This is a genomic window from Mesorhizobium sp. PL10 (assembly GCF_053714315.1).
The window spans coordinates 51,103-72,252 of sequence record NZ_JBSKBR010000003.1 but is presented as its reverse complement, the minus strand read 5'-3'; the positions used below and the strand labels follow the sequence as shown (position 1 = coordinate 72,252).

Annotated in this window: 19 protein-coding genes; 8 read left to right on the top strand and 11 right to left on the bottom strand. The window is 62.9% G+C overall.

All coding sequences use genetic code 11. The features are described from left to right. The first annotated feature begins 122 nt into the window (after positions 1-122). On the top strand, positions 123-1,622 hold the full coding sequence (gene gatB / locus ACWGTO_RS06480; RefSeq protein WP_454574046.1) for an Asp-tRNA(Asn)/Glu-tRNA(Gln) amidotransferase subunit GatB: 1,500 nt from the start codon (positions 123-125) through the stop codon (positions 1,620-1,622). Between the two features lie 4 nt (positions 1,623-1,626). Then, positions 1,627-2,115: an N-acetyltransferase family protein gene (locus ACWGTO_RS06475; RefSeq protein WP_454574045.1), complete on the top strand. Its 489-nt coding sequence runs from the start codon at positions 1,627-1,629 to the stop codon at positions 2,113-2,115. A 12-nt stretch (positions 2,116-2,127) separates the two neighbouring features. Here ACWGTO_RS06475 and ACWGTO_RS06470 read toward each other — a convergent pair whose 3' ends face one another. The 4 genes from ACWGTO_RS06470 to panB all read right to left on the bottom strand — a co-directional run bounded on the left by ACWGTO_RS06470 (position 2,128) and on the right by panB (position 6,784). Beyond that, positions 2,128-3,558 (bottom strand): ArnT family glycosyltransferase, encoded by a 1,431-nt coding sequence (locus tag ACWGTO_RS06470; protein WP_454574044.1) that lies wholly within the window; start codon positions 3,556-3,558, stop codon positions 2,128-2,130. A gap of 152 nt (positions 3,559-3,710) precedes the next feature. Continuing rightward, entirely contained in the window at positions 3,711-4,871 is a 1,161-nt protein-coding gene (locus ACWGTO_RS06465) for a PAS domain-containing protein (RefSeq protein WP_454574043.1), read from the bottom strand. Positions 4,872-5,093: 222 nt separating this feature from the next. Further along, positions 5,094-5,951 carry a pantoate--beta-alanine ligase gene (panC, locus tag ACWGTO_RS06460; protein ID WP_454574042.1) on the bottom strand — a complete coding sequence of 286 codons (858 nt, stop codon included), beginning with the start codon at positions 5,949-5,951 and terminating at the stop codon, positions 5,094-5,096. Next, entirely contained in the window at positions 5,948-6,784 is an 837-nt protein-coding gene (panB, locus tag ACWGTO_RS06455) for a 3-methyl-2-oxobutanoate hydroxymethyltransferase (protein ID WP_454574041.1), read from the bottom strand. The genes panC and panB overlap by 4 nt, the downstream gene beginning before the upstream one ends. A gap of 228 nt (positions 6,785-7,012) precedes the next feature. On the opposite strand from panB, the gene ACWGTO_RS06450 reads away from it, so the two are divergent. From ACWGTO_RS06450 to ACWGTO_RS06440, 3 genes are all read left to right on the top strand, one after another. Beyond that, complete coding sequence (locus ACWGTO_RS06450; protein ID WP_454574040.1) at positions 7,013-7,411, top strand: NADH:ubiquinone oxidoreductase subunit NDUFA12; 399 nt, start codon at positions 7,013-7,015, stop codon at positions 7,409-7,411. Between the two features lie 115 nt (positions 7,412-7,526). Next, positions 7,527-8,072 (top strand): DUF2155 domain-containing protein, encoded by a 546-nt coding sequence (locus ACWGTO_RS06445; RefSeq protein ID WP_454574039.1) that lies wholly within the window; start codon positions 7,527-7,529, stop codon positions 8,070-8,072. Positions 8,073-8,286: 214 nt separating this feature from the next. After that, entirely contained in the window at positions 8,287-8,532 is a 246-nt protein-coding gene (locus ACWGTO_RS06440; protein ID WP_454574038.1) for a hypothetical protein, read from the top strand. Between the two features lie 32 nt (positions 8,533-8,564). Here ACWGTO_RS06440 and aat read toward each other — a convergent pair whose 3' ends face one another. The 6 genes from aat to ACWGTO_RS06410 all read right to left on the bottom strand — a co-directional run bounded on the left by aat (position 8,565) and on the right by ACWGTO_RS06410 (position 13,914). Continuing rightward, positions 8,565-9,182 carry a leucyl/phenylalanyl-tRNA--protein transferase gene (gene aat / locus ACWGTO_RS06435; protein WP_454574037.1) on the bottom strand — a complete coding sequence of 206 codons (618 nt, stop codon included), beginning with the start codon at positions 9,180-9,182 and terminating at the stop codon, positions 8,565-8,567. A 27-nt stretch (positions 9,183-9,209) separates the two neighbouring features. After that, a complete protein-coding gene (gene accC / locus ACWGTO_RS06430) occupies positions 9,210-10,553 on the bottom strand; it encodes an acetyl-CoA carboxylase biotin carboxylase subunit (RefSeq protein ID WP_454574036.1) in 1,344 nt (447 codons plus the stop codon). Between the two features lie 10 nt (positions 10,554-10,563). Beyond that, positions 10,564-11,028 carry an acetyl-CoA carboxylase biotin carboxyl carrier protein gene (gene accB / locus ACWGTO_RS06425; RefSeq protein WP_454574035.1) on the bottom strand — a complete coding sequence of 155 codons (465 nt, stop codon included), beginning with the start codon at positions 11,026-11,028 and terminating at the stop codon, positions 10,564-10,566. A gap of 26 nt (positions 11,029-11,054) precedes the next feature. Then, positions 11,055-11,489 carry a type II 3-dehydroquinate dehydratase gene (aroQ, locus tag ACWGTO_RS06420; protein ID WP_454574034.1) on the bottom strand — a complete coding sequence of 145 codons (435 nt, stop codon included), beginning with the start codon at positions 11,487-11,489 and terminating at the stop codon, positions 11,055-11,057. A 151-nt stretch (positions 11,490-11,640) separates the two neighbouring features. Next, complete coding sequence (locus ACWGTO_RS06415; protein WP_454574033.1) at positions 11,641-12,444, bottom strand: DsbA family protein; 804 nt, start codon at positions 12,442-12,444, stop codon at positions 11,641-11,643. Between the two features lie 57 nt (positions 12,445-12,501). Then, positions 12,502-13,914: a M48 family metalloprotease gene (locus ACWGTO_RS06410; protein WP_454574032.1), complete on the bottom strand. Its 1,413-nt coding sequence runs from the start codon at positions 13,912-13,914 to the stop codon at positions 12,502-12,504. Between the two features lie 155 nt (positions 13,915-14,069). Between ACWGTO_RS06410 and ACWGTO_RS06405 the strand changes: the two genes are divergently transcribed. Together ACWGTO_RS06405 and ACWGTO_RS06400 are read left to right on the top strand one after the other, a co-directional pair. Then, the gene (locus tag ACWGTO_RS06405; RefSeq protein ID WP_454574031.1) at positions 14,070-15,218 is read left to right on the top strand and encodes a pyridoxal phosphate-dependent aminotransferase; all 1,149 of its coding nucleotides are present in this window, start codon (positions 14,070-14,072) and stop codon (positions 15,216-15,218) included. Positions 15,219-15,229: 11 nt separating this feature from the next. After that, entirely contained in the window at positions 15,230-16,159 is a 930-nt protein-coding gene (locus tag ACWGTO_RS06400; RefSeq protein ID WP_454574030.1) for a glutaminase, read from the top strand. A 97-nt stretch (positions 16,160-16,256) separates the two neighbouring features. Here ACWGTO_RS06400 and ACWGTO_RS06395 read toward each other — a convergent pair whose 3' ends face one another. Continuing rightward, positions 16,257-19,232, bottom strand: coding sequence for an Rne/Rng family ribonuclease (locus ACWGTO_RS06395; protein ID WP_454574029.1), 2,976 nt, complete (start codon positions 19,230-19,232; stop codon positions 16,257-16,259). Positions 19,233-19,881: 649 nt separating this feature from the next. Between ACWGTO_RS06395 and ACWGTO_RS06390 the strand changes: the two genes are divergently transcribed. After that, positions 19,882-21,141: an N-acetylmuramoyl-L-alanine amidase gene (locus tag ACWGTO_RS06390; RefSeq protein ID WP_454574028.1), complete on the top strand. Its 1,260-nt coding sequence runs from the start codon at positions 19,882-19,884 to the stop codon at positions 21,139-21,141. Positions 21,142-21,150: the final 9 nt, after the last annotated feature.

Sequence of the window (21,150 nt, the reverse complement as noted above, 5' to 3'; positions counted from 1 at the left end):
AGGCCAGACTGCGGCTATGCGCTTCTTTGGGCGCTTGTCTCGCGAAGCGGTTTGCACTAGCGAAGGCCGATACCCAAATTTGCGAAAATCGCAATTTTCGCGAGCCAAAAGCGCAGGCCACCATGACCCTCATCGATACCCGCACGCCCGACGCCAAACGTTTTATCTCCGGCGCCACCGGCGATTGGGAGATCATCATCGGCCTCGAGGTCCATGCGCAGGTGACCTCGGAAGCAAAGCTTTTTTCCGGCGCATCGACGACCTTCGGCGCGGCGCCCAACGCCAATGTCAGCCTGGTCGACGCGGCCATGCCCGGCATGCTGCCGGTCATCAATGAGGAATGCGTCAAGCAGGCCATCCGCACCGGTCTCGGACTGAAGGCGCAGATCAACCACAAGTCGGTGTTCGACCGGAAAAACTACTTCTATCCGGACTTGCCGCAGGGCTACCAGATCTCCCAGTTCAAGCAGCCGATCGTCGGCGAGGGCACGATCGTCATTTCGGTCGGCCCCGACCGGCAGGGCGAGTTCGAGGACATCGAGATCGGCATCGAGCGCCTGCACCTGGAGCAGGATGCCGGCAAGTCGATGCACGACCAGCATGCGACCATGTCCTATGTCGACCTCAACCGCTCGGGCGTGGCCCTGATGGAGATCGTCTCCAAGCCCGACATGCGCTCCGCCGACGAGGCCAAGGCTTACGTCACCAAGCTGCGCACCATCGTGCGCTATCTCGGCACTTGCGACGGCAACATGGACGAAGGCTCGATGCGCGCCGACGTCAACGTTTCGGTGCGCAAGCCCGGCGGCGAATTCGGCACGCGCTGCGAGATCAAGAACGTCAACTCGATCCGCTTCATCGGCCAGGCCATCGAGTTCGAGGCGCGCCGCCAGATTGCCATCCTCGAGGATGGCGGCAAGATCCACCAGGAGACCCGGCTGTTCGATGCCATCAGGGGCGAGACGCGCTCGATGCGCACCAAGGAAGAGGCGCATGACTACCGCTACTTCCCCGATCCGGATCTCCTGCCGCTGGAATTCGACCAGGCCTATGTCGATGCGCTGGCCAAGGAGTTGCCGGAACTGCCCGACGACAAGAAGGCGCGGCTGATCTCTTCGCTGGGGCTGTCGACCTACGACGCCTCGATCCTGGTGTCGGAAAAGCCGATCGCCGACTATTTCGAGCAGGTCGCCAGCGGTCGCGATGGCAAGCTTGCCGCCAACTGGGTCATCAACGATCTGCTCGGGCAGCTCAACAAAGCCGGAAAAGACATTGAAAACGCTCCGGTTTCGCCGGAGCAGCTCGGGGCGGTCATCGATCTGATCAAGGAAGGCACCATCTCCGGCAAGATCGCCAAAGACTTGTTCGAGATCGTCTGGAACGAGGGCGGCGATCCGCGCCAGCTGGTCGAAAGCCGCGGCATGAAGCAGGTCACCGACACCGGCGCCATCGAGAAGGCAGTCGACGAGGTCATTGCCGCCAACCCCGACAAGGTCGAGCAGGCGCGGGCCAAGCCGACAATGGCCGGCTGGTTCGTTGGCCAGGTGATGAAAGCAACCGGCGGCAAGGCCAACCCGCAGGCGGTCAACGATCTGGTCAAGACCAAGCTCGGCATCGAGTAAAACGATGTTCGTCCGCACCGCTGGGGAACGCGACCTTGCCGCCATCCGCGCGCTGCTGGTCGAAACCTGGCACGCGACGTATGACGCCATTTATGGCGTCGAGCGGGTGACTGAGATCACCGACGACTGGCATTCGATCACCTCGCTCAAAGCGCGGCTGACCAGGCCGAACTCGGAATTCCTGGTCGCCGACGATGGCAAGCGGCTCGGCGGCATGGCTTTCGCCGCCGCCACGACGGATGCGAAGATCGTGCTGTTGAACCAGCTCTATGTGCTGCCCGCCTGCCAGCGGCAAGGCATCGGCCGCGCCTTGCTGGACGAGGTCGAGGCCAGCTTTCCGGAAGCAAACACTTTGCGCGTCGAGGTGGAGGAGGCCAATGCAACGGCCATAGCCTTCTACCGCTCGAACGGATTTCTGCCGGCAGGCAGCTCCGCCGATTGCGGCGGCGGTTCGGGATTGCCGGCGCTGATCTTCGAGAAGGCGCTGGGATAAACGTCAGACTACTTAGTGCTGTCCTTTCAGGACGACCAGATAGCCGCGCTCCACCGGCTGTCGAAAGGCGATCTGCTCGGAGGCGCCTGGATCATTTGGCTGCTTTTCAATGACGTAGCCGCCGGGGTGGGATTTGAGCCACTCATCAGGCTTGTCGGCGTTCTCGAACGGCTTCTCCATGCCTGCAAGGAAACCGACCTCGCCCTGATAGTCGAACCCGACGGCCCAGTCCGCGTCCTTTCGCTCATCGATGAAGCTCGCCAGCGGCGACATATCGTAGCTTTTGAACGCGGTCTCCGAGGCGACGGCGTGGCCGATGGCGAAAATGGCAAGCATGGTCAAGGCCGTGCCTTTCAGCCGGAAGAGTGAAATCTCGGTCATGAAATAGCCAAGCAGGATGGTTGCAAAAGGCAGTGCCGGCACCAGATAGTGCGGCTGCTTGCCGGATATGGCGCTGAAGACCAGCAGCACCGCAATGAAAGAGAACGAAAGCAGGCGCAGGGCGCGCAAATCCGGCGACGTTGTGTCGATCAGTTTCCGTATCCCGGCGATCGGCTTCAGTCGCCACACCGGCGGGATAAAGGCCCAGGGCACAAACATGAGCGGCAGCAGCATCAGGTAGAAATAAAACGGCCGGCCATGCGCATTGTGCAGGTTTCCGGTCACCCGGCCCGCCGACTCGTTCCAGACAAGATCGTAGACGAAAGTCCCCTTGGTCAGAATCGTCGCCGGCACCAGCCAGATGGACACCGGAATGAGAGCGGCGAGAACTGCAAGGCCCGCTCCGGCAAAGAACTGCAAAGGGGCAAGGCCGGCGCGCCGGTCGCGCCAAAGGGGATAGAGCAGGATGGGCGCGCCGATATGGATGAGCACGACCGGGCCCTTGGCCAGCACGCCGAGCCCGATGAACAGACCCGCCAGCACCGCCTTCCAAAGGTTGCCGCTCCTGGCAAAGGCCAGCAATGACAGCAGGGCAGCCAGCACACAGGCCGTGAGCAGCATGTCGAAGAGGATGAGGGTTGAATAAATGACGAACACGGTGCTGCCGGCAATCAGCCAGGGGATGCGGCTCGAGATATCCGGGCGCCCTGGAAAGAGGGTTTTGGCGAGCAAGGTCGTCAACCAGATGACCAGTGACGAGGCAGCGAACACGACGAGCATCGCCGCTGCACGGCTGACGCCGAAGAGGCTCCAGGCGAGGTCGATGAGCCAAAACAGCAGCGGCGGCTTTTGCAGATAGGGTGCGAAGTTCATCGTCGGCACGAAGACATGGCCGCTGATAAACATTTCCCACGCGACGGTGAGATAGCGCGTCTCGTCGACCGGCAATAGCGGGCGCAAAGCGAGCGCGATGCAAAGCAGGGTCAGCAAAAAAAGGTAAGGCAGCAGCTGTTCTATGCGTGTCGCTATCAACTCGGGAACCGTGCCAGAGATTGTTGTCACGTCCGGTCGGGCACGATGCGCGCCGTCTCCGGGTCGGGACAGGACCGCACCATGATTTTGGCCGAATTGCAACAATGCCGGCTTAGTATTGTGGATTATGCCGCCTTGCCGGCAAATACTTGAAAAATATGCCGATTAGCCTTGTGCATGGCTCAGATCGCGCGCAGCGGCGGCGTCAATTCGCGCATCAGTAGCGCCAGCTCTCGTTGGTCGCCGGTGGCGGTCTTGTCGAAGATCGTCGCCAGCTGTGATTTGACGGTGCCGTCCGAGACGCTGCTGGCTGCCGCGATTTCGCGGCGCGTCAGACCGGCGGCGACGTGACCGGCGACGCGCTTTTCCGCCGCGGTCAACCCGAACAGCGCTGCGATCGCTTCCAGCGCCGGCACGGGTGTTGCGTCGGCGGCGGCGATGAAGATGGCGGCGGCGGCGCGCTGCGACATGCGGGCCGAAATGTCACGTCGGGCCAGCGGCATGACATGCGCCACCGCCGGAGCCATGGCCCGCACCAGGGGAATGTTGATGCCGGAAGGTCCGAGCGCGAATTCGTTGCGGTTGCCGAGGTGGACGGCGCCGCCGATCGCTGTGTTGGCATTGGCATAAGTGAACGAAAGCTGGCCGCGTATCGAGGACACTGAGGTGTTTTGCGCGAGCAGCGCCTCGGCCGCCGGATTGGCGAAGATGATCTGCATGTCTTCAGCGACGATCAGCACCGGATGGTCGAGGCTCTCGATGATCGAGCGAAAGATGTCGGACTTGCGCCGCTCGGCCTCGAAGAGGTCGCCGATGGTCACCGCACGCCGGACATGGGGTGCTAGCGTGGAAATCAGATCGAGATCCCTGATTGAGATCTGCGGCCTGTCCTTGTCGGTCACCACCATCAGCATGCCGGTGCGCGCCGGCTGCCTCATCAGCGCCACCCAGAAGAAATCGTCGAGACGGTTGGGTTCCACCCACTCGCGCACGATGCGGCTTTCGATCCAGTTTTGCCGGGCATCGGGGCCTTGCAGCGCATAGACACTATCGACGGTGAACGGCACGTCTATGTCCATTTTCGGCACCGCCTTGAAGAAAGGCACTTCGGAGGCGTAATCGCGTTGCAACGCCGCGAGCATGGCGAGGTCGCCGCAGGAGATCGAAAACCGGGCAGAATTGCTCGATGTCTCGACGACCGCCAGCATGGCAAGCCGTCCAATCGCCAACCTGCAGATGGCCTCGAGCGTCGACTGCCAGCGGCCGACATCGGCAATCGAATCGTAAATGGCCTCGACGATCTGCGGCAGAGCGCGACCGAACATGTTGGCCTGGATGGACATAAAGCCTCGTTTACATTACGGCGTAGTGGCAAGTCACACATTATGTTTGCCTGAAGTCACACACAACATTGGCGGGTACGTTACGTCTGTGAAACGTCCCACAGCGGCGTCTAGTTTGGTGCGATCGCCCATCAGGCGAGCCAATATGGCTCTAAATGTCGCTGTGTAAGAGCGATCGAGCCAATCTGCGATACAAATCAAAGTGAATGGTTTTGGACTTTTTCAGGGAATAAATGAGGAAACTTCCACATTGTCGATCAGCCTGGTCTTGCCAAGCCAGGCCGCAGCGAGGAGGCGGCCGTCGCTGTCACGCCGCCAGGGGGCGAGGGTCAGGCTCTCGCGCGCCGCGACATAGTCGACGCTGTCGAAGCCTGCCTCGAGAAGCGCGGCGGCAGCCTTGGCCGTCACGCTGCTTTCGTAGGTGCCAGCTGCAAGCGCTGCCGCCGCCTGGCGCAGGATGACATTGAGCTGGCGGGCGACGCCGAGTTCGGCGGCGCCGAGATAGGCGTTGCGCGACGACATTGCGAGGCCGTGCGCATCGCGCACGGTTGGCGCGCCGACAATATCCACCGGCAGGTCGAGATCGCGGCAGAGTTTTCGGACGACGCAAAGCTGCTGGTAGTCCTTTTCGCCGAAGACGGCGCAATCGGGCAGGGCTTGTAGAAACAGCTTGGCCACAACCGTGGCGACGCCCTCGAAGAAGGTCGGCCTGAAATCCGATTCTAGCCCCGAAGACGGGCCGCCGACCAAAATCCTGGTGGCGAAACCCGCCGGGTACATTTCGGAGACCATTGGGGTGAAGGCAAGATGGGCGCCGGCTTGCGCCAGCTGTTCGAGGTCGCGACCCAGCTGGCGAGGATACTTGTCGAGGTCTTCGGTGGGCGCGAACTGGGCCGGATTGACGAAGATCGAGACGACGCAGCGATCGGCCGTCGAAAGCGCGGCCCTGACCAGCGAGATATGGCCGTCATGCAGCGCGCCCATGGTCGGCACCAGGGCAACGCTGAGCCCGTCGCGCCGCCAGTCGCGGATCACGGCGCGAAGGGCAAGCACAGTGTCGACAACGACAGGCTGGTTCATGCGTTGTCCTTGCCCTCTTTGACTGAAAAGACATGGCCCGGTCCGGGAAAGGTGCGATTGCGCACCTCCGCCGCGTAACGAGCGGCGGCATCGGCGACCACGCCGCGCAAGTCAGCGTATTCCTTGACGAATTTCGGCACCCGGTCGACGGTCAGGCCGATCATGTCGTCGATGACCAGGATCTGGCCGTCGCAATCGCTGCTGGCGCCGATGCCGATGGTTGGAATGGCGACGCGCTGGGTGAGTTCGGCGGCAACAGTCTCGACCGTACCTTCGATGACCAGCGAAAAGGCGCCAGCTTTTTCGACCGCATCGGCGTCGCGCATGAGGGCAGCTACATTCTCCGGCGTACGGCCCTTGATCTTGTAGCCGCCGTCCTTTTCCACCGATTGCGGCTGCAGGCCGATATGACCCATCACCGGAATGCCTGAGGCGACAATTGCCGCGATCTGGCCGCTGACGTCGACGCCGCCCTCCAGCTTGACCGCCTGGCAGCCGGTTTCATCGACGATGCGGCGTGCCGAGGCAACGGCTTGCGCGGCCGAATTCTCATAGCTGCCGGCCGGCATGTCGACCACCACGCAGGCCTTTGCCGAGCCGCGCATCACCGCCTGGCCATGGGCGATCATCATCTCCAGCGAGGCGCCGAGCGTGGTCTTGTGGCCGTGCAATACCATGGCAACGCTGTCGCCGACCAGGAGAAGGTCGACATGGTCGTCGAGCAGGCGGGCGACGGGATAGGTGTAAGCGGTCAGGCAGACGATCGGCACGCCGCCCTTGCGGGTGCGAATCGTCTCCGCGCTGATCCTGGCGACCGACGCGTCTGGGGCCATTCCTCACCTCCCGCACCTAGCGTTGACCAGCGCCGGGCGATGAGAGCTTTAGGAAGACGCAGCCGGCTTGGCAAGTGTGGTGTTCGCAGTTGCGAAATGGATCGACCGCCGCCCATGCGTTCGGGCGTGCCGTCAGTGCCGCAGGCAGCGCAAAACCCTTGCCTTCGCGATGACCTGACGCCATAAGCAGGGAAGCGGGCGCCGCCCCGCGCGCCGCGAGGATTTTTGATGAAAACCTTCCTTAAGCAGTTTTTCACGTGGTGGAACGGTCAGACGCTGGGAACGCGTTTCAACACCTGGCGTCACGGCAGCAAGGTCGGCCAGGATGCTGTCGGCAATGTCTACTATGAAGGCGGCGTCGATTCGGAAGGCCGCACCCGCCGCTGGGTCATCTACGCCAACTATTCGGAAGCCTCGGCGATTCCCCCGGGCTGGCACGGCTGGATCCATCACCGCGTCGATGTCGCGCCGCCGAGCGACGACTATCGCCCGCGCGAATGGGAAAAGGCGCACGAGCCGAACCTCACGGGTACTCCGGCGGCCTATCGGCCGAAGGGTTCCGTGCTCACCAATCAGCACCGTCCGCAGGTGACGGGCGACTATGATGCGTGGACGCCTGGTTCTTGACCGTCGGCCGGTCTTTTGTCGCCACAATTGGCGTTTAGCTGCTTGCTGGTATGACAACGGCGAATAGCCTCGGGCGTGACAGAATCACCCTAGCCCAAACCACCGGTATATCAGCATGAACATTTTCAGCCTGACATCGATGGCCGGACTGACGGCAGTTGCCGCTGTTGCCATGTGGCCGACCGCGTTTGCGGCAGCCCAGGCGCCTGCCGCGGCGCCGGCAATCTCCGATCGCATCACCAACCCGGTCGCCGAATTCGCCGGCATCGACAAGATCACCGGCCGCATCATAACCTTCGATGTCTATATCGACGAAACCGTGCAGTTCGGCGCTTTGCAGGTGACGCCGCGCATCTGCTATTCGCGGCCGGAGAACGAGGAACCGAAGACCGATTCCTTCGTCGAGGTCGACGAGATCACGCTCGACCGCAAGATTCGCCGCATCTTCACCGGCTGGATGTTTGCCGAAAGTCCTGGCCTCAATGCCGTCGAGCATGCCGTCTATGACGTGTGGCTGAAGGGCTGCAAGCAGAAGTCGGACGTGCCGCCACCTGACGCGGCCAAGGCCGAAACACCCAAGGTCGACACCTCGAAGCCGAAGCCTGCTGCGGCAGAGGCACAACCGGACGCGACCGAGCCGGACGCCGACACGACCAACTGATCCTCGGAACTGCCGTGGCAACCATGCGTTAGCCTGTGAGCGACCGCTCGTCTACGCGCATGGAGGATTTGCGATGTCAGCCATCAAACGGATCACGGCCAATAAGAAAGACTTGCTTGACCTCGAAAGAGGGTTCTGGACAGGCGATAAGGCCTATTACGCAGCCAATGCCGACGCGGAGTGCCTTGTGGCTTTCCCTGAGATGGCGCAGGCCATGAGCAATGCAGATTTGGCAGAAACCGCCAAGAAGCCCAACCAGTGGCGCGATCTCGATATCGAGGTCAAAGGCATGGTCGAGCCGGGCAGCGATATCGTCATGCTGACCTATGAAGCGCATGCGACGCGGCCCAATGGCGAGGCCTACGCGGCGCTGGTCAGCACCGGTTATGTCCATCGCGCCGACGGCTGGAAGATGATGTTCCATTCGCAGACGCCGATGGAGGCTGCGGCGAAAAACTGATCGTCTTTAACCAGGGTGAGCAGGCATTCCGATCAAGGATAAAAAACGGCTTCCCCCTTCAGCGCGTCGGCCAGCATGTTCTCATACTTGCCGCGCGGGACGTCGACCGCACCGAAGCGCTTGAGGTGTTCGGTGGTGAATTGGGTGTCGAGCAGCGCGAAGCCGCGCGCCTTCAGCCGCTCGACCAGATGATAGAGGCAGGTCTTGGACGCATCGGTCTCCCGGGCGAACATGCTTTCGCCGAAGAACACCCGGCCGAGCGAGACACCATAGAGGCCGCCGACCAGCCGTTCCTCGCGCCATGCTTCGACCGAGTGGCAATGCCCGAGACGGTGCAGTTCGACATAGGCTTCGCGGATCGGCGCGTTGATCCAGGTCGAGCGCCGCTCCTCGCGCTTTTCTGCGCAGCCGTCGATCGTCGCCTCGAAATCGAAGTCGAAGCGGATGTCGAACGGGTGCTTGCGGATCGTCTTCTTCAGGCTCTTCGGCGTGTGGAAACCGTCGAGCGGGATGATGCCGCGCGTTTCCGGACGCACCCAGAACACTTCAGGGTCCGAAGCGCTCTCGGCCATCGGGAAGACGCCCGAGGCATAGGCCTTGAGCAAAAGGTCGGTCGGAATGCGATAGCCGGGCGCGTAGGGGCGGGTCATCGCGTCATCATACCGGTAATTTGGGCGCTATTCCTCTTGGGCCAGATACTTTTCCAGCCAGTGGATGTCGTAGTCGCCATTGGCGATGTCGGCATTGCCGACGAGGTCGCGAAACAGCGGCAGTGTCGTCTTGATGCCGTCGACGACGAATTCGTCGAGCGCCCGGCGCAGCCGCATCATGCATTCGACGCGGTTGCGTCCGTGAACGATCAGCTTGCCGATCAGGCTGTCGTAATAAGGCGGGATCTTGTAGCCGGAATAGACACCGGAATCGACGCGGATGCCGAGGCCGCCGGGCGTGTGGAAATGCGTGATCGTGCCGGGTGAGGGCGTGAAGGTGCGCGGATCCTCGGCGTTGATGCGGCATTCGATGGCGTGGCCATTGAACTTGATGTCCTCCTGGCGCACCGAAAGCCCGCCGCCGGAGGCGACGCGGATCTGCTCATGCACGAGATCGATGCCGGTGATCGCTTCCGTCACCGGATGCTCGACCTGCAGGCGGGTGTTCATCTCGATGAAATAGAACTCGCCGTTCTCGTAGAGGAACTCGATGGTGCCGGCGCCGGAATAGCCGAGGTCGGCGATAGCCTTGGCGCAGATACCGCCGATACGGGCGCGCTCCTCGGCATTGAGGGCCGGCGAGGGCGCCTCTTCCCAGACCTTCTGGTGACGGCGTTGCAGGGAACAGTCTCGTTCGCCGAAATGCACGCCGCGGCCGGCGCCGTCGCCGAACACCTGCACCTCGATGTGGCGCGGCTTTTGCAGGTATTTTTCGATGTAGACGGCATCGTCGCCGAAGGCGGCACCGGCTTCCGTGCTCGCTGTCTGCAAGGCGATCTCAAGGTCAGCCTCGGTGAGAGCGACCTTCATACCGCGCCCGCCACCGCCCGCGGATGCCTTGATGATCACGGGATAACCGATCTCGGCGGCAATGCGCCTGGCTTCCTTTTGATCGGTGACGGCGCCGTCCGAACCGGGCACCACGGGGATGCCGAGCCGCTTTGCCGTGCGCTTGGCCTCGATCTTGTCGCCCATGATGCGGATATGGTCGCCGGACGGGCCGATGAAGGTAATGTTGTGGGCGGCAAGGATGTCGGCGAACTTGGCGTTCTCCGACAGGAAGCCATAGCCTGGATGCACGGCGTCGGCGCCGGTGATCTCGCAGGCGGCGACGATCTGGTGGATGTTGAGATAGCTGTCGCGTGATGGCGGCGGGCCGATGCACACGCTCTCGTCGGCAAGCCTGACATGCATGGCGTCAGCGTCGGCGGTCGAATGCACCACCACGGTCTGGATACCGAGTTCCTTGCAGGCGCGCAGCACCCGAAGCGCGATTTCGCCGCGATTGGCGATGAGGATCTTCTGGAACATCCGGCCCGCTCTACTCGATCACGACGAGCGGCATGCCGTATTCGACCGGCTGGCCGTCCTCGAACAGGATCGCCGTCACCGTGCCGGCGCGCGGCGAAGGGATCTGGTTCATCGTCTTCATCGCCTCGATGATAAGCAGCGTCTGGCCTTCCTTGACCGTCTGGCCGACTTCGATGAAGGCCTTGGCGTCTGGCGAGGGAGCGAGATAGGCAGTGCCGACCATCGGCGAGGGGACCGCGTTCTTGGACGGATCGGCCACCGCGGGTGCGGCAGCTGCGCTCGCCGCGGGCTGCGCTGCCGGCGCATAGCCTGCTTGAGGTGCTGCAATGGCGTGGACGGCCGCCGGCGCCTGGCGCGATACGCGCACCTTCAGGTCGCCGAGCTCGACCTCGATCTCGGTGAGGTTGGTGTCGTTCAGTATGCCCGCCAGATCGCGGATCAGTTGCTGGTCAACACCGGTCTTCTTTATCGACATTTTCGAGCCTTCTGTTTGTTGGTCGGTCATAGGCGTGCCGCCAGCGCCTGCAGCGCCAGCGAGTAGCCAAGCGGCCCGAACCCGCAGATCATGCCGACAGCGACCGGCGCGACCATGGAGACGTGGCGGAATGGTTCCCGCGCGTGGATGTTGGAGAGGTGAACTTCGGCGACGGGCAACGGCGCAATGGCGCGGATGGCGTCGTGGATGGCGATCGAGGTATGGCTGTAGGCGCCCGGATTGATGACGATGCCGGCTGCCTTGTCGCCGGCCTCCTGGATCCAGTCGACGAGGTCGCCCTCATGGTTCGACTGGCGAAAATCGATCTCGAGGCCAAGTGCGGCGCCCGCCTGCCTGCAGTCGTCGGCGATCGCGGCAAGCGTCTTGCCGCCATAGATGCCGGGCTCGCGCTTGCCGAGCGCGTTCAGGTTGGGACCGTTCAGGACGAAAATCGTTTTCAAAAATGCCGACCTTTTCCGGCGCCGGCCTCAAGCCGGCGCGCAGGGCCTTCTATAATGGGCATAGCTGCCCGCGGAAAGAGCACAAAGTGCGATCTTTCACTGTCCACAACAGGCGGAAATCTGCCCGTGAGAAATAGGCTCGCGCGCAAGATCAGAGCGCGGCTTTCGCCGCCTCGATCTTTTCCGCCAGCACTTGCTGGCCGAGCGCGCCGAACACCACTTCATTGCCGACGACGTAGGACGGCGTTCCGGTGATGGCCAGCTTGTTGGCGAGGTCGAAGGTCTTGGAGAAAGCCTCGGTAATGGTCGGGTCCTTCATCTTCTCACGCAGTTTCGTCTCATCGGCGCCGAGAGACAGCGCCACCTTGATGGCCGCCGCCTCTGTGGCGCGGCCCTGGCCGCCGAGCAGTGCATTGTGGAACTCGCCGTACTTCTCCGGCTTCATGAGGTGGAAGGCCATAGAGACGACGCTGGCCTTCTGCGAATCCGGACCGAGGATCGGGAATTCCTTGAGAACGAAGCGCAGGTCCGGATCGGACTTGGTCAATTCGCGCATGTCCTCGATGGCGCGTTTGCAGAAGCCGCAATTGTAATCGTAGAACTCGACGATGGTGACCTTGCCCTTCGGATTGCCGACGACGCCGTCGAATTTCGAGTTGAAGATCTCGTCCTTGGCCTTCTCGATGACGCCGAGCGCGGCGATCCGCTGTTCTTCCTTCTGCTTGGCCTCGAGCGCGTCCTGCACTTCGAGCAGAACCTCGGGGTTCTTCAAGAGGTAGTCGCGGATGATGCCCTCGACCTCGGCGCGGTCGATCTTGGTGTCCGAGGACGCTACCTGCACGATCTGCGCCGTATCGGCCTTGGCGGCTTGCGGACTGCCGGCGACGAACCCGAAAGCCAGCATGGCAAGAGCAGCCGCCACTCCTGTCGTGCCGAGCAGTATTGCCTTGTTCATCATCTCATCCTCTTGCCGGTTCTGGTCTATCCTAGTCGCTGCGGGCGACCGTAAGGTTCACTTCTTGAGTTTGCCTGAAGGGTTGTAGTTTATGATGTCCTGCGCCCGAATCCAGCCGGGCTCGCCGCGCTTCAAGTCCTTTTGCGCGCGCATGGCGAAGATTTTCGCGTTCTTGTAGTCGCCGGAATAGAAATGGCCCTCGGCGGTCGCGAGCTCCGCCGAAGGGATGTTGCCGAGCTCGCCATAGGCCTGAGCCAGATAGCGGTATCCGTCGGTATTTTCCTTGTCGCGCCCGAGGCCGTTGTTGATCTGCACCACCGCCTTCTTCAGCGAATCCGGCGTGCCGACGGCCATCAGCGCCTGGCCGAGGGAAACGGGCAACAGGCCCGACTTCACCGGATCGAGGCTGACCGCCTTGGCATAGGCGTCCGCGGCGTCCTTCGGCTTGTTTGCCTTCATCAGGATGTCGCCGCGCAATTCCTGGAAATAGGGGTTTTTCGGCTGTTCCTTGATCAGCGCGTTGGTTTTGGTGAGTGCCGCACCGAGATTGCCGTAGAGATAGGCCATCTGCGCCTCGCCGTAGCGCGATGGGAGGCTGCCCGGGGCCTTGCGGATCAGTCGCGTCGCGGCGGCCTGGCCGCCCATATAAGCGGCGATCTTGATGCGCATCATGTCGTGGCGCTGCTGCAGGGCCGGCGGATCGACCTTGTCGACATTGGGGCTTTGCTTGACCAGCACTTCGAGATTGGCGATGCGCTCCTGCGGCATGGGATGGCTGATCCGGTAGGGATCGACCTGCGTGCCGGATAGCGACAGTGCGTTCTGGAAGCGGGCGAAGGTCTTCAGCATGCCCATGCCGGACTGCCCGGTGGCATTGAGATAGGTGATGGCCGAGCGGTCGGCGGTCGACTCTTCGGTGCGCTGGTAAGCAAGAATGCTGCGCTGCGCCATCTCGCCGCCACCGGCAGCGACACCCATGCCTGCGCCGGCAAGGCCGCGGCTGTTGGTGGTGGCGCCCGCAACGATGGCGCCGGCGCCAAGCAGCGTGGCGATGATGGCCATCGTCTTGGCGCGCTCGAGTTGGTCACGCAATTTCTGCTGGTGGCCGCCGGCGATGTGGCCGGCTTCGTGGGCGATGACGCCGATGATCTCGTTGGGCGTTTCGGCCTGCATCAGCGCGCCGGTATTGATGAACAGCCGGCGCCCCGTGACGAAGGCGTTGAAGCTTTGATCGTTGACCAGAACGATATCGACGCCATCATTGGCAAGACCAGCCGCCTTGAAGATCGGCCGCGCATAGTCGCGCACCAGCGCCTCGATCTCGGCATCGCGCACCACCGGCACGCCCTGCGCAAATGCTGTCACCGAGCCGGAGATGACAACGGCGGCGGCAAGTAAAAGCGTCGCGAAGCCGCGCGCTGTCTTCGCGATGGAAGATTTGGAAATCGTCGATTTGGGTCGGCTCAGCATGAGGTCCACTGGTAAACGAGTGGGCGAACGATGAAAAGTCACGGCACCGAAACTAGGTGAACTTGTGATCCTCACATCAATCGGGCATTTGTGCGGCGCTGCCATCCGGGTTGATGGCCTGGAGCGGCGGGATCGTGCGGAAAGAGTGAGGTCAAATGGTTGTTTCGCTGTCGCGCCGCGGTGAAGTCGAGCCGTTTCACGCCATGGACATTCTGGCCGAGGCCAACCGGCTGAAGGCGACAGGCGTGCCTGTCGTGTCCATGGCCGTCGGCCAGCCATCCGATCCGGCGCCGGTGGGGGTGAGGGAAGCAGCCGTAAATGCGCTCAAGACCGGCCGCATCGGCTATACCGACGCACTCGGCCTGGCGGATCTGCGCAAGGCGATCGCCGCGCATTATGGCGAACACTATGGGATCGATGTCGCGCCGGGCCGCATCGCCGTGACGACGGGATCGTCGGCAGCCTTCAATCTGGCCTTCCTGGCCATGTTCGACCCTGGGGACCGCGTCGCAATCGCGGCACCCGGCTATCCCGCCTACCGCAACATCATGGCGGCGCTGGGCATCGAGATCGTAGAGATCGAGTTGGGCTCGGACGCCTATCTGCATGCCGACCATTTGAAATCGGCGCATCGCGAAAAACCGCTGAATGGCGTGCTGTTCGCCAGCCCCGCCAATCCGACCGGCGCGGTCATTCCTGCCGACGAGCTGTCGGCGCTGGTAAGGACTGCCGAAGAACTTGGCATCGCGGTGATATCGGACGAAATCTATCACCGACTGGCCTATGCCGCGCCCGACACCACGGCGCTGGCCTACGGCAAGGGCGTGACGGTGATCAATTCCTTCTCGAAATACTATTGCATGACCGGCTGGCGCATCGGCTGGATGGTGCTGCCTGAGGCCCTGGTGCGGCCAATCGAGCGCGTCGCCCAGAGCCTTTACATCTCGCCGCCGGAGCTGTCGCAGATCGCGGCGATCGAAGCCTTCAAGGCGACGGAAGAGCTGGAGGCGGTGAAGGCCCGCTACGCCTGGAATCGGGAGCTTCTGATGCAGCGCCTGCCGGTGCTCGGATTTCCGCTGGCCGCACCTATGGATGGCGCCTTCTATGCCTTCTGCGATGTCACCCGCCACACCAATGACAGCATGGCCTTCGCGCGCAAAATGCTGGCCGAGGCGCATGTGGCGGCGACGCCCGGCCGCGATTTCGATCCGCTGGCCGGACACCGCACGATGCGCTTTTCCTATGCCGGCAGCCATGACGACATGATCGAGGCGGTGGCGCGCATCGAGCGCTGGTTGAAATAGCGGGGACGAGCATGCCGGAACTCGAACAAGCGCTGTCTGAGGTCGCCACTGAGATGGCCGAGCGCACCGATCGCGGCGACGTCGCCACCTACATTCCACAACTCGGCAAGGTCGATCCGAAGAAATTCGGCATTGCGGCGGTGACCAATGAGGGTCGCGTGCTGGTCGCCGGCGATGCTGACCAGGCTTTTTCGATCCAGAGTATCTCGAAGGTTTTCACGCTGACGCTGGCGCTCGGCAATGTCGGCGACGCACTCTGGCAGCGGGTCGGACGCGAGCCGTCGGGCAATCCGTTCAACTCGATCGTCCAGCTCGAGCATGAGAACGGCATTCCGCGAAATCCGTTCATCAATGCCGGCGCCATCGTCGTCTCCGACGTCCTGCTCGCCGGCCATCAGCCGCGCGAGGCGATCGGCGAGATCCTGCGCTTCATCCAGTTCCTCGCCGACGACGAGACCATCATCATCGACCGCGAGGTCGCGGCGTCCGAGCGCGCCACCGGCTATCGCAACTTTGCGCTTGCCAACTACATGAAATCCTTCGGTAATCTCAACCACGCGCCGGAACTGGCGCTGGGCGTCTACTTCCACCATTGCGCCATCGCCATGAGCTGCCGGCAACTGGCGCTGGCCGGCCGCTTCCTCGCCAATGGCGGCAAGAACCCGGCGACCGGGCACTCCGTGGTGTCGGCCGAGCGCGCACGCCGCATCGGCGCCATGATGCTGACGTGCGGCCACTATGACGGCTCCGGCGATTTCGCCTTTCGTGTCGGCATTCCCGGCAAAAGCGGCGTCGGCGGCGGCATATTGGGAATCGTGCCGGGCGTAGCCTCGCTCGCCGTGTGGTCGCCAGGTCTCAACGCCAACGGCAATTCAAAGCTGGGGTCGATCGCCTTGGAAAAACTGGCCCGGATGATGAACTGGTCGATCTTCGCGCCCTGACAGTTTCGGTCATCTCCAGATACGAAAATCCCGCGCCGTCTTTCGAAAGGCGCGGGATTTTTATTATTCAGACAATCAGTTCAACTGGCTGAAATTCTTAGAAAAAGCCCTTCCGCTGCCACCAGCCGGCACGCTTAGGCTTTTCCTCGGCCTTGGCCTCATCGGCAACGCTGGAGGAAACCACCGGCACCACCGGAGTATCCGCCGCTACGGCTTTGCGTCGCGAAGGACGGGCAGGCGCTTCCTCCTTGGCGGCCGGCACGGGCGCAGGCGTCGCCGCCTCGGCCGGTGCAGCGTCCTCCACAGCCGCGGGCGCCGGTGCTTCGGCTACCGCCTCGGCGGCGATTTCGGCCACAGCCTTCTTCGCCCTCGAGGCGCGCTTCTTCTTCGGCTTTTCGGCCGGGGCGTCGTCGTTGGCCGGGGTAGGAGCCGCAGCTTCTTCAACCGCTACTGCGGCGACCGGTTCGCTGGCAGCCGTGTCGGCTTCAGCGGCGTCCACCGAAACGTCAGCGGTTTCGCCGCCTTCAGTCTCCGTGCCGCCTTCACCGTCCTCGCGGCGATTGCGCTTGCCGCCGCGCTTGCCGCGCCGGCGCTTCTTGCCCTGGGCGTCGTCTGATGCTTCCGCGGTTTCGACGGCGCCAACCGGGGCCTCGTCTTGCGGTGCCGTATTGTCGCCGCCCGTTTCAGAGGCAAAGTCGTCGCTTGCGGCAGAGACCGAAGCGCCTTCAGCCGCGTGGCCATGCTCGCGCTCGCCGTGCTCGCGGTCGCGATCCTTGCCGCCACGCCGTCTGCGGCGCTTGCGGCGCTTGCGGTCGCGGCCTTCGCCGTCCTCAGCCGATCTCGGCTGCTGCTGCGACTGCGGCTGCGCCGGGCGCGGCTGCTCGGCCTGCACGACAACTTCGTCGTCTTCCTCCTCGATGACGATCTCGTCCTCGGGCTCTTCCGGCTCGACATAAGCCGGAAAACTGCGTGCCTCGACAAAGCCTTCCGGTTTTTCGGCAATGGCGCCGCGGAAGATCGCATAGTGCTGCACACCGACCGTGTCATCAGCCTCGATGGTGATGGTCAGGCCGAAGCGGCTTTCGAGTTCCACCAGCGTTCCGCGCTTGTGATTGAGCACGTAGAGCGCGGTAGCCGCCGGTGTCCGCACCGTAATGTGGCTGCGCGAATCCTTGAGCAGGAACTCCTCGATCGCCCTGACCACCATCAACGCGACGGAAGAATCGGAGCGCACATGGCCGGTGCCGCCGCAATGCGGGCAGGGCTTCATGGTCGATTCCAGCACGCTGGCGCGGATGCGCTGGCGCGACATCTCCATCAGGCCGAAATGCGAGATGCGGCCGACCTGGATGCGCGCGCGGTCGTTCTTGAGGTGATCCTTCAGCCGCTTCTCGACGGATCGGTTGTTGCGGTTCTCCTCCATGTCGATGAAGTCGATGACGATCAGGCCGGCGAGATCGCGCAGCCTCAATTGCCGGGCGACCTCTTCCGCCGCTTCGAGGTTGGTGTGGAGCGCGGTGTCCTCGATCGAGTGCTCCTTCGTGGAGCGGCCCGAATTGACGTCGATGGCGACCAGCGCTTCGGTCTGGTTGATGATGATGTACCCGCCGCTCTTCAGCGTCACCTGCGGCTGCAGCATGCGGTCAAGCTGCGCCTCGATGCCGTTGCGCACGAAGATCGGCGTCGTGTCGCGGAACGGCTGAACCACCTTGGCGTGGCTCGGCATCAGCATGCGCATGAAATCCTTGGCCTCGCGATAGCCTTCCTCGCCGGAGACAAGAATCTCGTCGATATCCTTGTTATAGAGGTCACGCACCGAGCGCTTGATCAGGCTGCCTTCCTCGTAGACGAGGGCAGGGGCGGTGGATTGCAGCGTCAGATTGCGGACGTTTTCCCAAAGCCGCATCAGATATTCGTAATCGCGCTTGATCTCCGCCTTGGTGCGGCTCTCGCCGGCTGTGCGCAGGATGACGCCCATGCCCTGCGGCACTTCGAGATCGGCAACGACTTCCTTGAGGCGCTTGCGGTCGACCGCGCTGGTGATCTTGCGCGAAATGCCGCCGCCGCGCGCCGTGTTGGGCATCAGCACCGAATAGCGGCCGGCAAGCGACAGATAGGTGGTGAGAGCCGCGCCCTTGTTGCCGCGCTCTTCCTTGACCACCTGCACCAGCAGGATCTGCCGGCGCTTGATGACTTCCTGGATCTTGTACTGGCGGCGCACCGGCTTGCGGCGGTTGCGCACTTCTTCCAGCGCATCCTCGGCGCCGACCGATTCAATCTCGTGGTCGTCGAGATGCGAGGACTGCACCTCTTCCAGCATGCCGCGATCATTGTCGGAGGAGGCGGCTTCGCCGCTGCGGTCGGCTGATGCAGTTTCGCCGCTAGCCTCGCTGGAGGCCGCCTCGTCGCCGGCCTCAGCCTGCGGTACGGCCTCGGAGATCACATCCGCTTCGACGCTTGCGGCAATCGATGTCGGGCCGCCTTCTGACGGTTCGGTCTCGGATGTCTCGCTCTCGGATGTCTCGGTCTCGGAGGTTCCGCTGTCGCCGTGCCCAGCGGAATCGTCGTGCCCGGCGGAATCAGCCGCGGCCTGCTCGGAAGCAGGCTCTTCGGCAACTGCACCGCCGCCGGTGTCGCCATGTTCGCCGTTTTCATCATCGGTGCCGGCGTCGCGCTTGTGTTCGCCGCGCTCTCGGCCTTTGCCGCCGCGCCGGCGGCCGCGCCGGCCGCGATCGCGGCTCTGGCGGTCGTCACCATCATTGTCCTCGTTCTCCTCGTCCTCGGCTTCCTGCGCTTCGGCGCGCAGCAGAGCCTGACGATCGGCGACCGGGATCTGGTAGTAGTCGGGGTGTATTTCACTGAAGGCGAGGAAACCGTGACGGTTGCCGCCATATTCGACAAAGGCTGCCTGTAGGGAAGGTTCGACGCGCGTTACGCGGGCGAGGTAGATGTTTCCTTTGAGCTGCTTCTTGTCCTGGGATTCAAAGTCGAATTCTTCAATACGGTTACCGCGGATAACGACAACGCGTGTTTCCTCCGGGTGGGAGGCGTCTATCAGCATTTTGTTGGGCATTATTACGTTTCCTCCCGGCAGCCGTCAGCCGCAGCTTGCGAGGCAAAGCCCGCTGCTGCGTGTCTGGGATGTGGGTGCCGGATGTCTGGATGTCCGCGGGACGCCGCTTGAGCGCCATGGCGGTGCCGCCCGCAGCCATAATGGCGCGGTTTGATGCGGACCTTTCCATGATTGCGCTTGAAGCCATCGTCACCAGCAGAACCTTTTGAACCAAAGCCCGGACGAACCGGACCAGCTTGTTTGCTCATACAGAGCCGGCACGGGAACAAACCCGGCCGTTTTCCTCACGCAGGCGATTCCCCCGCCACGGGCGCACACCTGCGAAATTCGTCGCGATCACCTCTAAGCCTTTTCGCTGGAAGCGAAAGGAGCCGCCTTTCATCTGACCTGTAGCGGGAAGCTGCGGGAGAAGCGGTTCCAGGATTGCAGTGATCCACCATCGCTTTTATGATTTGACGGGGTGGAAGGCAACCCCGATTTCGGATGCCGGCAAAAAGCGGTGCCGTAACGGAAGCACAGGCCTAATCCTCAATGAAAAGGCTTGGTTAACCTTCTCTGGATACCAATCGTTAATCGAGTCTGCGGCCTGACCGGCATTTCGACCAACCACGCGGGCGCCAGGCGCCAAACCGGGAGCGACTGCAAAGAGATGGGACTGGCGGGCACCACAGACAAGGGCCATGGCCGTGCAGGCCTTTTGCTGCGCGCTGCTTGTGTGCTTTTGCTGCTGGCGCTTTGCTTCGCCTTTGCGCCGGTTTCACGCGCGGCCGATGCGCCGCTCGGCGCCACCGCCTACAAGATGGCGGGCGACGCCACAAAGATGCGCATCGTCATCGATTTCGACCGCGAGCCTGACATCAAATGGTTCCTGCTGCGCGGCCCCAACCGGCTGGTCGTCGACCTGCCGCGCACACGATTCGCCATCAGCGCGAAGGACGCCAAGGCGCGCGGCTTGGTCAAGGCGGTGCGCTACGGCGATCAGGGCGAGGGATCGCGGCTGATCCTCACCGGCAAGGGGCCGTTCTCGGTCGATAAGCTCGACGTGCTCAAGAACGACGACGGAACCGGCTACCGCATCGCCATCGACATGTCGGCGGCCTCCGACCGCGAGTTCGATGAAGCCCTTGCCAACCAGGCGCTGACCACCGGCTCGACCGTCTCCACCGACAAGGGCGCCAGGGTCGGCACCGGGCCGATCTCCAATCCGGGGCATCGCTTCACCGTCGTCATCGACCCCGGCCATGGCGGCATTGACGGCGGCGCCGAAGGCCTCAACGGCACCATTGAGAAGAACGTCACGCTCGCCTTCGCCACCGAATTGCGCGCCAAGCTTGCCGCAGTCGGCAACTACGACGTGTTCATGACGCGCGAGACCGACGAGTTCCTTCGCCTCGACGACCGGGTGCGCATCGCCCGCCAGCACGAGGCCGATCTCTTGATCTCGATCCATGCCGACACGATCAGCGTCAAGGGCATTCGCGGCGCCACCGTCTACACCGTCTCCGACAAGGCATCCGACCCGGAAGCGCAGGCGCTGGCCGATCGCGAAAACCTCTCCGACCAGTTCGCCGGCATGGTGATCAAGGACGACAACAAGGAAGTCACCGACATCCTGATCGACCTGATCCGCCGCGAGACGCACAATTTCTCGATGAGCTTTGCCCACACTCTGGTCGGCCAGCTCTCCACCAGCGTCGGCCTTATCAACAATCCGCAGCGCTCGGCCGGCTTCAAGGTGCTGAAAGCGCCCGATGTGCCCTCGGTGCTGGTCGAACTCGGCTATCTCTCCAACGCCAAGGACGAGGCGCAACTGCTCGACGCCGACTGGCGCGGCAAGGCGGCGCAGAGCATCACCAACGCCGTCGCTTTGTTTGCTTCCGCCAAGATGGGAACGGGAACCGGCGGCTGAGATGGCCGC

Excerpts from the sequence above, each read along its gene's own strand:
- gatB (WP_454574046.1), top strand. The coding sequence starts at position 123 with ATGACCCTCATCGATACCCGCACGCCCGACGCCAAACGTTTTATCTCC.
- ACWGTO_RS06475 (WP_454574045.1), top strand. The coding sequence starts at position 1,627 with ATGTTCGTCCGCACCGCTGGGGAACGCGACCTTGCCGCCATCCGCGCG.
- ACWGTO_RS06465 (WP_454574043.1), bottom strand. The coding sequence starts at position 4,871 with ATGTCCATCCAGGCCAACATGTTCGGTCGCGCTCTGCCGCAGATCGTC.
- panC (WP_454574042.1), bottom strand. The coding sequence starts at position 5,951 with ATGAACCAGCCTGTCGTTGTCGACACTGTGCTTGCCCTTCGCGCCGTG.
- panB (WP_454574041.1), bottom strand. The coding sequence starts at position 6,784 with ATGGCCCCAGACGCGTCGGTCGCCAGGATCAGCGCGGAGACGATTCGC.
- ACWGTO_RS06450 (WP_454574040.1), top strand. The coding sequence starts at position 7,013 with ATGAAAACCTTCCTTAAGCAGTTTTTCACGTGGTGGAACGGTCAGACG.
- ACWGTO_RS06445 (WP_454574039.1), top strand. The coding sequence starts at position 7,527 with ATGAACATTTTCAGCCTGACATCGATGGCCGGACTGACGGCAGTTGCC.
- ACWGTO_RS06440 (WP_454574038.1), top strand. The coding sequence starts at position 8,287 with ATGAGCAATGCAGATTTGGCAGAAACCGCCAAGAAGCCCAACCAGTGG.
- aat (WP_454574037.1), bottom strand. The coding sequence starts at position 9,182 with ATGACCCGCCCCTACGCGCCCGGCTATCGCATTCCGACCGACCTTTTG.
- accC (WP_454574036.1), bottom strand. The coding sequence starts at position 10,553 with ATGTTCCAGAAGATCCTCATCGCCAATCGCGGCGAAATCGCGCTTCGG.
- accB (WP_454574035.1), bottom strand. The coding sequence starts at position 11,028 with ATGTCGATAAAGAAGACCGGTGTTGACCAGCAACTGATCCGCGATCTG.
- ACWGTO_RS06415 (WP_454574033.1), bottom strand. The coding sequence starts at position 12,444 with ATGAACAAGGCAATACTGCTCGGCACGACAGGAGTGGCGGCTGCTCTT.
- ACWGTO_RS06410 (WP_454574032.1), bottom strand. The coding sequence starts at position 13,914 with ATGCTGAGCCGACCCAAATCGACGATTTCCAAATCTTCCATCGCGAAG.
- ACWGTO_RS06405 (WP_454574031.1), top strand. The coding sequence starts at position 14,070 with ATGGTTGTTTCGCTGTCGCGCCGCGGTGAAGTCGAGCCGTTTCACGCC.
- ACWGTO_RS06400 (WP_454574030.1), top strand. The coding sequence starts at position 15,230 with ATGCCGGAACTCGAACAAGCGCTGTCTGAGGTCGCCACTGAGATGGCC.
- ACWGTO_RS06395 (WP_454574029.1), bottom strand. The coding sequence starts at position 19,232 with ATGCCCAACAAAATGCTGATAGACGCCTCCCACCCGGAGGAAACACGC.
- ACWGTO_RS06390 (WP_454574028.1), top strand. The coding sequence starts at position 19,882 with ATGGGACTGGCGGGCACCACAGACAAGGGCCATGGCCGTGCAGGCCTT.